The organism is Pseudovibrio sp. Ad37 (genome assembly GCF_001623075.1).
Taxonomy (GTDB): Bacteria; Pseudomonadota; Alphaproteobacteria; order Rhizobiales; family Stappiaceae; genus Pseudovibrio.
The window spans coordinates 1-7,780 of the sequence record NZ_LMCF01000141.1; the positions used below are offsets into that span (position 1 = coordinate 1).

Here is a 7,780-nt window from a genome sequence, read left to right on the forward strand (position 1 = left end):
CGCTGCCATCGATCCCAAATCTCGGCTCGTTGTGCGGCAGAATAGTAAATACGGCGGCGATACGTCATGTCGAACACTCCATCTTTATTCAAAGATTAAAGTGTTGCGACCACCAGTTGAAACCACCGCCATTACCGGACATTCGCGCATTTCCATCAAGGGTTGATATGATCTGAGTGGTAGTCGCTTACGGAAGGGTGGGGTGCTCCGCCAAGTGATACGAGTTTGCCACATAAGCTTTACACAATCCTGGATTGCTATCAATCTAACCCTCACCTCAAGAGAGTTATTTGAGACATAGAAAGGTAATGATTATGAGTTTACTGAAAGCAGCAATCAATGGCGCACTAATGTTCTCAGCTGTTGGCATCGCTAATGCCGCAGACCTCGATTCTATTTCGATAAAGGTTTCTTCTTCTTCAGCCTATGGCCCTCAAAACTATAGAAATTTGTCTTGTAGCGGTGTCGATTTTTGCTCGGTGAGTGTTAATCCATCGCTCTATTCCGAACTCACAGGAACTGTTTCATCTGGGTCTGGAACCGGCAGAGTAAGTTTTGATTACTATAGCTATCGAAACAGTTCTTATCACACATGTAGATATACTTTGTCATTTTCTTATTCTGATGGTAAAATTATTGATTCTGGAATGAGTATTTCAGCTATACGCACTGCAGGTTCATCGCGATGTAGAGTTGTTGCAAATCCAGATGTAAATAACGGGAAACTGTATACAACTGTCAGCTTCACAGGGCCGTATCGCTAACACAGTAGACCTTTGGCATCTCTGAATAAGTGCTCTTAAAGTTCGTAGAGATAATGTATTCGCTTTACTAAAGAGATTTCAGAGATGCTAACTACATTTCGATTATAATGTATACCGTCATCAAGAGGAAAATTTCTTAAATGCCAAAAAGAAACACTCTGATGTCTGCGATAAATATTGAGAAGGTATTCAGAAATGGAAGTGCTGATAGTAATTATTGCGTTTTGCGCGGCGTAAATATTTCTATAAATGAAGGAGAGTATAGTGCTTTACTCGGACCATCGGGATCTGGAAAATCAACTTTGTTAAGCATTTTAGGATTGTTGGATCGACCATCCAGCGGAACTTTGTATTTCAATGGCGTTGATACCTCAAGCATCAATGATAAGCAGATGGCACGCTATCGCAATGGATCTCTGGGGTTTGTTTTTCAGTCTTTTCATCTTATCGAGCGGTATACGGTTTGGGAAAATGTCGGGTTGCCACTGTTATATTCTGGGATTAACAGACAGCGTCAGTTTAAAGCATCCTGCCACGTTCTCAATATGGTTGGCCTCGCCGACCACAAGCACAAACTACCTTCGCAACTATCTGGAGGGCAACGTCAGAGGGTCGCAATCGCTCGCGCATTAATCAACCATCCTAAATTGTTGCTAGCTGATGAACCTACTGGGAACCTAGATCAAAGAACAGCACAAGAAATATTATCTCTTCTAGAATTTCTGAATAGAGAGAAGAACCTCTCAATTCTCATTGTAACTCATGACCTAAGCATCGCCGAACGTTGCAATAAACAGTTTCGGATACGCGATGGGGTGATCTCTGATTGCAGGTGTTAGGCAAATGAGTCGCGCGGACGAGTGTGCAACTGACAAGCGAAGTGTTTTTACACTTATCGCTGTCGAGGCAGCCTTTTCGATTTTTAATTTCAGTAGGAGTGTATTTCTCGCAGTAATTGGAATCTCGGTGGGCACTGCTGCAGTCATTGCTTTGATGCAAACTAGTTATAACGCTCAGGAAGAAATTTTACAAAGCTTTCGATCAAGCGGCATAAACATCGCGGGTTTTCAAGTGCTACCATCAACAGACCGGCATGGCAGTTTAAGTTGGAGCGATGCCGAGAGTACTATCAAGAATACTAACGGCATCGAAAGTGTTGCGGCGATTAATCGTGTGAACGCTCAAGTCAAAGCGCAATCATATAATGCGCGCATCGACGTCTTGGCTGTAACCGATAAATTTTTTAGTATAACGGGTGCATATTTGTCGAAAGGGCGTATGACGTCAAGATATGATGAACATACAGCATTTGCTGTTGTTGGGGCAAATGTTGCAAATGCGTTTTGGGAAGCAAACGGCCGCATACTCACCATCGGAGAACATTTGTCTTTTGGTAAGTTCGAAGTTGTCGTAATTGGTGTTCTGAAAAGAACTCAAGAAAATCCTCTACTCAATATAGCCTTTGATGAGACAATATTCTTGCCCTTTGATGCAGCTCGCAAGCTTAGAGGGCAAGTCAGCATTGATCAATTAATAGTCAGTATGTCGGATGAAATAGAGATTGATCAAGTTGTAGAAGCGCTCAAAACAAAACTACTTAAGAATATGAAAAGTGGAGAGATTTTTACGATCTCCGCGAAGCAACTAATAACAAGCATGGCCTCTCAGAAAACAATCTATGGCTCGCTCTTAACTGCGACCGGCTTCATTTCATTGTTCGTTGGAGGTGTTGGTATCATGAACGTGATGTTGATGAGCGTCTTAGAGAGACGTCAAGAAATCGGCATACGTAGAGCAATAGGAGCGAGAAAAAATGATATATTATTTATGTTTTTATGTGAGGCTATATTAATTTCTACTATAGGAGGGGCATTGGGTTCAAGTATTGGATTTTTTGTGAGTTGGATTTTTACTTTTATTTCTGGATGGATTTTTACATTATACTTTCTTTCTTTGCCGATCAGTCTAGCCATGTCATTTATAGTTGGATTGTTTTTCGGGTTGTATCCAGCATTACAAGCAGCGCGTGTTGAGCCGCTTGTTGTGCTTAGAGCTAGTTCGTAAATCTGAATGTTGCGATCAAACATCAAAGATAATTGTTGCTGAAATGGAAGCTACTTCATCAATTCGACTTTATTGTCATTCGGTAGATTGTGTTTCTTTAAAAACCTATAGTGCTATCCAGAAAATACAACTAATTTTAGTTTACGCCGTATTTTTTGTTTGTGCTTGTTTTCGGATGGCAATTCAGTTCGTCTCTTTATGCTCTGCCTTTAGGGGGCTGATAGCAGTTGCTATGGGGTTATTTTTGGGCAGTTACCCTGTAGTTTGGGCCCCCAGACTACATCCAGTTACAGCCTCAGGAGCTTTTGATGCTGTTTACTAAGTGTTTATATAACAGGCACTTATACTTGGGATTCCGGATTGCAGGCATCAAAATGGCGTTTGTTATCTGCCTGCTCTTATCAGTTGCCGTTCATGCAGCCTCTCCTTTGCCAAAGCCGCGACCTGAGTTTGGCCAAGCAACATCATCGGAGATACCGATCCCATCACAAAAACCAAATCAGCTTGTCTCTCAAGCTGGCAAGAAGATTTCACTGCAAGAAGCAATCTTCATTGGATTGAAAAGCAACAGGACGATCGAAAGTGCCTGTATCTCGCGCTATGCGGAAGCATACAATCTGTCAGTTGAGGAAGCGCAGTTCGAGCCACAATTTAGCTTTTCTGGAGAGTTGAGTCAGTCTGCAAGCCGCACTCAGCATACTACCCGCGGAACGGTTTCGCCTCAAGCCCAACTCAAAACGCCTTCGGGAGCACAGTTTAAGTTTGCCTGGAGCAATGGTGGAAACTTAAGCAAAGAATTGCAGGACTGGTCCTCTTTCGCTGAGTTTACTGCTGAGAAGCCTCTACTCAGAGGCGGTGGTGTTAAAGCGAATCTAGCATCACTTCAACAAGCACGCCTTGCAGAAAAAGCGAATATCTTGCGTCTGGATTCAACCGTGGCCGAAGTCATTGGAAACATCATTTTTTCTTATCGAGATTTGCTCTTAGCGCAGGAGGAGTTGAAGCTGGCCAACCTTGCAGTCGAACGCGCAGAGAAGCTGATAACCAACAATGAAGCTCTCATTGAAGTTGGCCGAATAGCCGCATTGGACATCATCCAAACACGCGCTGATCTGGAAAATCAACGCTTGCGCGCCTTGCAAGCCACTCAAAACTTAACCACCGCGAAACTGCAGCTTGTGGATCTTCTTGCATTAGATCTGGATACTTCAATTATCGCGATAGAGGCTCAAGAATCAGGCGATGTCACCATCAGCATTAAGCAATTGGTCACCGTTGCCTTAGCCAACAGGCCAGACTATCTGGGGCAACTTAATGTCATAGCGCAGGCAAAGTACAATCTGATTGCTGCGGAAAACGCAAAACTCTGGGATCTTAATTTATTTGCTCGTGGTCGCTACGGGCTAGAGGGCGGCTCTCAAGCAAACTGGCAGACAACTTCAGAGGCTACTGTGGGCTTTAGAGTTAACATCGAACTCAACAATCCAAAGCCTCAACGCGACTATGTGCAAGCTTCCACAACCAAGAAGATCGCATATGTGCGACTTCGCGAAATCCGTCAGGGGATTGAGAAGCAAATCAGGAGATCTGCAAATGAGGCCCGGCTTTTATGGAAACAGATCAAGTTGGCCGAAACTGCAGAGGAACTAGCGCGAAAGGCTGTCGAGGTTGAACTCGCCAAACTCAATGCGGGGCGCTCAACCACTTTTCAGGTCCAAACTCTGGAAGATCACCTGCGAGATCGAGAAATCCAACTTCTCACTGCCCGCATTGGATACTTAAATGCTCTGACCCGGTTGGACCTGCAACTTGGAACCAGCCTTCAAACATGGGGCATAAATCTGAAGAAACCTGGAGGCCTCAGAGCGCCATGCTATTGAACGAGCACGTAGAACCTCATTCCGCTTCTGATGAAAATATAAGCGATGGAAACGATCACAACAGCCCAAGGCATACCAAGCAAAGAGGCAATAAACGTCTGGCACGAGTAGTAAAGCTCTGCGCACTTGGGTGTCTCATTTTGCCTGCAGGGTTTTGGCTCGCAAAAGAAGTTAGCGAGAGAGGTCAGGCGATTGCTCAAACTGATTTGCAACAGCCTGCGTTTTTTGAAGTGCAGCCGACAAATCTCACTCACCATCTGACAGTGGTGGGAACAATTCGTGCCCACAATAGCTCGATACTATTTGCTCCATTTGATGGTCTGACCCGCACTGTTCACGCGACTGTTGGCAGCAGCGTGAAGGCGGGAGCCATTCTGGCGGTTATTGATACAGCAGACATTGCCGCTGAGTCCCGAGCCGCAGAAGCAGACTTCATTAAAGCAAGAGGTGTCGTGCAGTCTTTAAAAGACTGGAGAGCGAGCGCAGATTATCAGCGCTCGCTCCGAGCCTTGCTGCTTGCGGAAGCAGAACTGCTCAATCTTCAAAAACAGACGGACATTCTTGCAGATCTTCTGAACAGAGGAATAGTACCTCGGAACGAGTATGAAGCATCACAGCGCCAAGTCAGCCGACAGATTTTGAATGTTGAGAGCCAGCAACAAGACCTGCGACAATTGGAACAGGCAAGCCAAGGGCAAAGCGTTAATCTGGCAGAGCTGGAGCTAAAAAACGCCGGGGACCGATTTGAAAGACTTAAAGCTCTCAAGGAAAACGCAACTGTGAAAGCTTCCAAAGATGGAATTCTGGTATCCCTTCCCAGCGTTTCTGATGGAGGCCAGAGAACTATGACTATCGAGGCAGGGCTTCAGTTGAAGAAAGGGCAGCCAATTTTTGCAATTGCAGATTCAAGAGTATTTATTGCTGAAGGCCAGATAGATGAGAATGATGTTAGTAAAATACGCGTCGGGCAGACAGTGGAGATATCGAGTGAGGCTTTTCCCGACCATAAATTTGAAGGCGAAATTGCTCGGGTGAGTTCTGAGGCTTTCGGATCAGCCAGTGGTCGCCAACGGCCGGCTTTTCAAGTTCAGGCGAGATTTGAACTCAAGGACAACATGCCTGCTCAGAGTGTGCGCCTAGGAATGTCCTCTCGCATCAAGATCAAAACCTATCAAAAATCAGATGCAATTGTTGTTCCGCTTGAAGCCATCAGTCATGACAACGACAGTCCTTATATCACTGTTCGTCAAAATGAATTGAGTGTGATTGAGCAGCGAAACGTTGAATTGGGAGCTACGACTGTTTATGGGATCGAAGTCACCAAAGGTCTGAGCGCTGGAGAAACAATAATCATGCCGGACTGAATTGTTAGGAAACAAGGTGATATTGAAAATTACTCAATTCCTAGGCCCCGCCTTGGTCCAAGATTTGCATCCGTTGCTCGAGCATCAAGAAATATGCAAGCTATGAGGGGCAATGGTGCTTGCTAAAGTTTTCCTAGCTCATTTGATCTATCAAACATTAGCAGAGCAATTCTATCTACAGCTGATTTTCTTGGGCAATTTGACAAGCATGAGCTGCCGACTACTTCTAGACTAATGATGTGTTGAGTAAGATCTACTTTAACTAGCCTCTCCCATTGGCTGTGTTGTTCCATATTCAGACCAATGACAGCTATAGGTCACTTAGTAACAAACTGGCCAGAATCGACCTATGGTTGAAGTCACGCACTGGCCGTAAGCAATGAGATTTAGGTTGAATGTCTGCAAATGGTCACACTACGACATACGGTGTTCGCGAATATTCAAGCCAATACCTCCACATTCATGCCGTCAGTTCTTACCCCCCTCCTTTCAACCCCGCCTCAATCCTCTCCCCAACCGTCTCTGACAACACCCGTATAGGATGTGCATCGTGGTTCACATAGCGGTTGGTGATGGTCACGTTGCGATGGCGTAGAAGGTGGCTGATGAGGAAAGCGTTGCTTCCCGATTGCGCGGCGAAGGTGCCAACCGTATGGCGCAGATCGTGGATGCGCACATCTGGGATGTCGGCATGATGGCGCACGCGTTGCCATGCGTTCTCCACCAGCTCCTTGGTAATATGCCGAGTGGGATCATTGATGCGGGCAAGCACATAAGGCGAGCCATCCAAGCGCGGTATATCGGAGAGGATGTCGAGCACATTCCCACTGACCGGATGAGGCTTGCGGCCATCCCCTTTTTTTGAAGGCAAGGCAATAGCCCCTTCTTCAAAGTCTACATGCTTCCATTCAAGAGAAGCGATCTCCATTAGCCGTGCCCCCGTATAGAGCAGCAATTTGAGACAATAAAGCGCCATGGGGTTCACAGGTGTCCGGCGCTTTTCAATATCGTGGCGCAAGTGCTTGCGGTTCTCTGGGCTAGCCTTGATGATCCATGGAAGCCCCTCTTTCTCTGCAAGCTCCAGCGTCTTACCCAAGCGCTGTAACTCATCACCAGATAAGAACCGGTCGCGCTCATTCTCCTTGTAACGCTTCACCAATCGCACCGGATTGCTGTGCTCAGGCCTCAAGCCCCATATTTCAGCCAGATTGAACGCTTTGGAGATGATTGCCAGCACATGGTTTGCTTGTCGCGGAGTTCTGCGCATGGAGCGATGTAGCTTGGAGATATCCTGCCGTGTAACTGAAGCCAGTTTCGCTTTGCCTAGAGGCTTACGCACACACCGTTCAAGAATGCGCCGTATCTCAACAGCCGACTTTGGTTTGTTGTGCACCTCAACATGTTCGCTCAGATACATATCCAGTAAATCGTCAACCGTCGGTGCATTGCGGATGATCTTGCGGTTAACGGTTGGGTCTTCCCCATTCCGCACCTTGGCCAGAACATCGACTGCCAGTCCTCGTGCCTGATCTGGTGTCAGCTCTCCGTATTTCCCGAGTGTCAGACGGCGGGAGCGCCCTTCTAGAGCTTGTCGCGTTTAATCGGTCATGTATCCAGCTGTTTTGAAGAAGTTGTTGCACTCTTGCTTTGTGAAGAGGTCGCAGACTTGGCCTACGGCCTGCCACAGTGCTTGATAACTTCTTGCTGC

Annotated in this window: 6 protein-coding genes and 1 pseudogene; 5 read left to right on the forward strand and 2 right to left on the reverse strand. The window is 46.1% G+C overall.

The window, feature by feature from the left end:
* Positions 1-314 precede the first annotated feature (314 nt).
* From PsAD37_RS28150 to PsAD37_RS18325, 5 genes are all read left to right on the forward strand, one after another.
* A complete protein-coding gene (locus PsAD37_RS28150) occupies positions 315-764 on the forward strand; it encodes a hypothetical protein (protein WP_153039799.1) in 450 nt (149 codons plus the stop codon).
* Between the two features lie 140 nt (positions 765-904).
* Positions 905-1,603 carry an ABC transporter ATP-binding protein gene (locus PsAD37_RS18310; RefSeq protein ID WP_063297383.1) on the forward strand — a complete coding sequence of 233 codons (699 nt, stop codon included), beginning with the start codon at positions 905-907 and terminating at the stop codon, positions 1,601-1,603.
* Between the two features lie 4 nt (positions 1,604-1,607).
* Positions 1,608-2,828, forward strand: coding sequence for an ABC transporter permease (locus PsAD37_RS18315; protein ID WP_063297384.1), 1,221 nt, complete (start codon positions 1,608-1,610; stop codon positions 2,826-2,828).
* 374 nt (positions 2,829-3,202) lie between these two features.
* Positions 3,203-4,708, forward strand: coding sequence for a TolC family protein (locus PsAD37_RS18320; RefSeq protein ID WP_063297385.1), 1,506 nt, complete (start codon positions 3,203-3,205; stop codon positions 4,706-4,708).
* Between the two features lie 140 nt (positions 4,709-4,848).
* The gene (locus PsAD37_RS18325; RefSeq protein WP_193778301.1) at positions 4,849-6,072 is read left to right on the forward strand and encodes an efflux RND transporter periplasmic adaptor subunit; all 1,224 of its coding nucleotides are present in this window, start codon (positions 4,849-4,851) and stop codon (positions 6,070-6,072) included.
* A 475-nt stretch (positions 6,073-6,547) separates the two neighbouring features.
* Here the strand turns inward: PsAD37_RS18325 and PsAD37_RS18330 are convergent, their stop codons facing one another.
* Positions 6,548-7,489, reverse strand: a complete 942-nt coding sequence (locus PsAD37_RS18330; protein WP_342633589.1) for a site-specific integrase — start codon at positions 7,487-7,489, stop codon at positions 6,548-6,550.
* Between the two features lie 51 nt (positions 7,490-7,540).
* Positions 7,541-7,642: pseudogene (locus PsAD37_RS29525) on the reverse strand (integrase arm-type DNA-binding domain-containing protein); the annotation flags it as partial.
* Positions 7,643-7,780 lie beyond the last annotated feature (138 nt).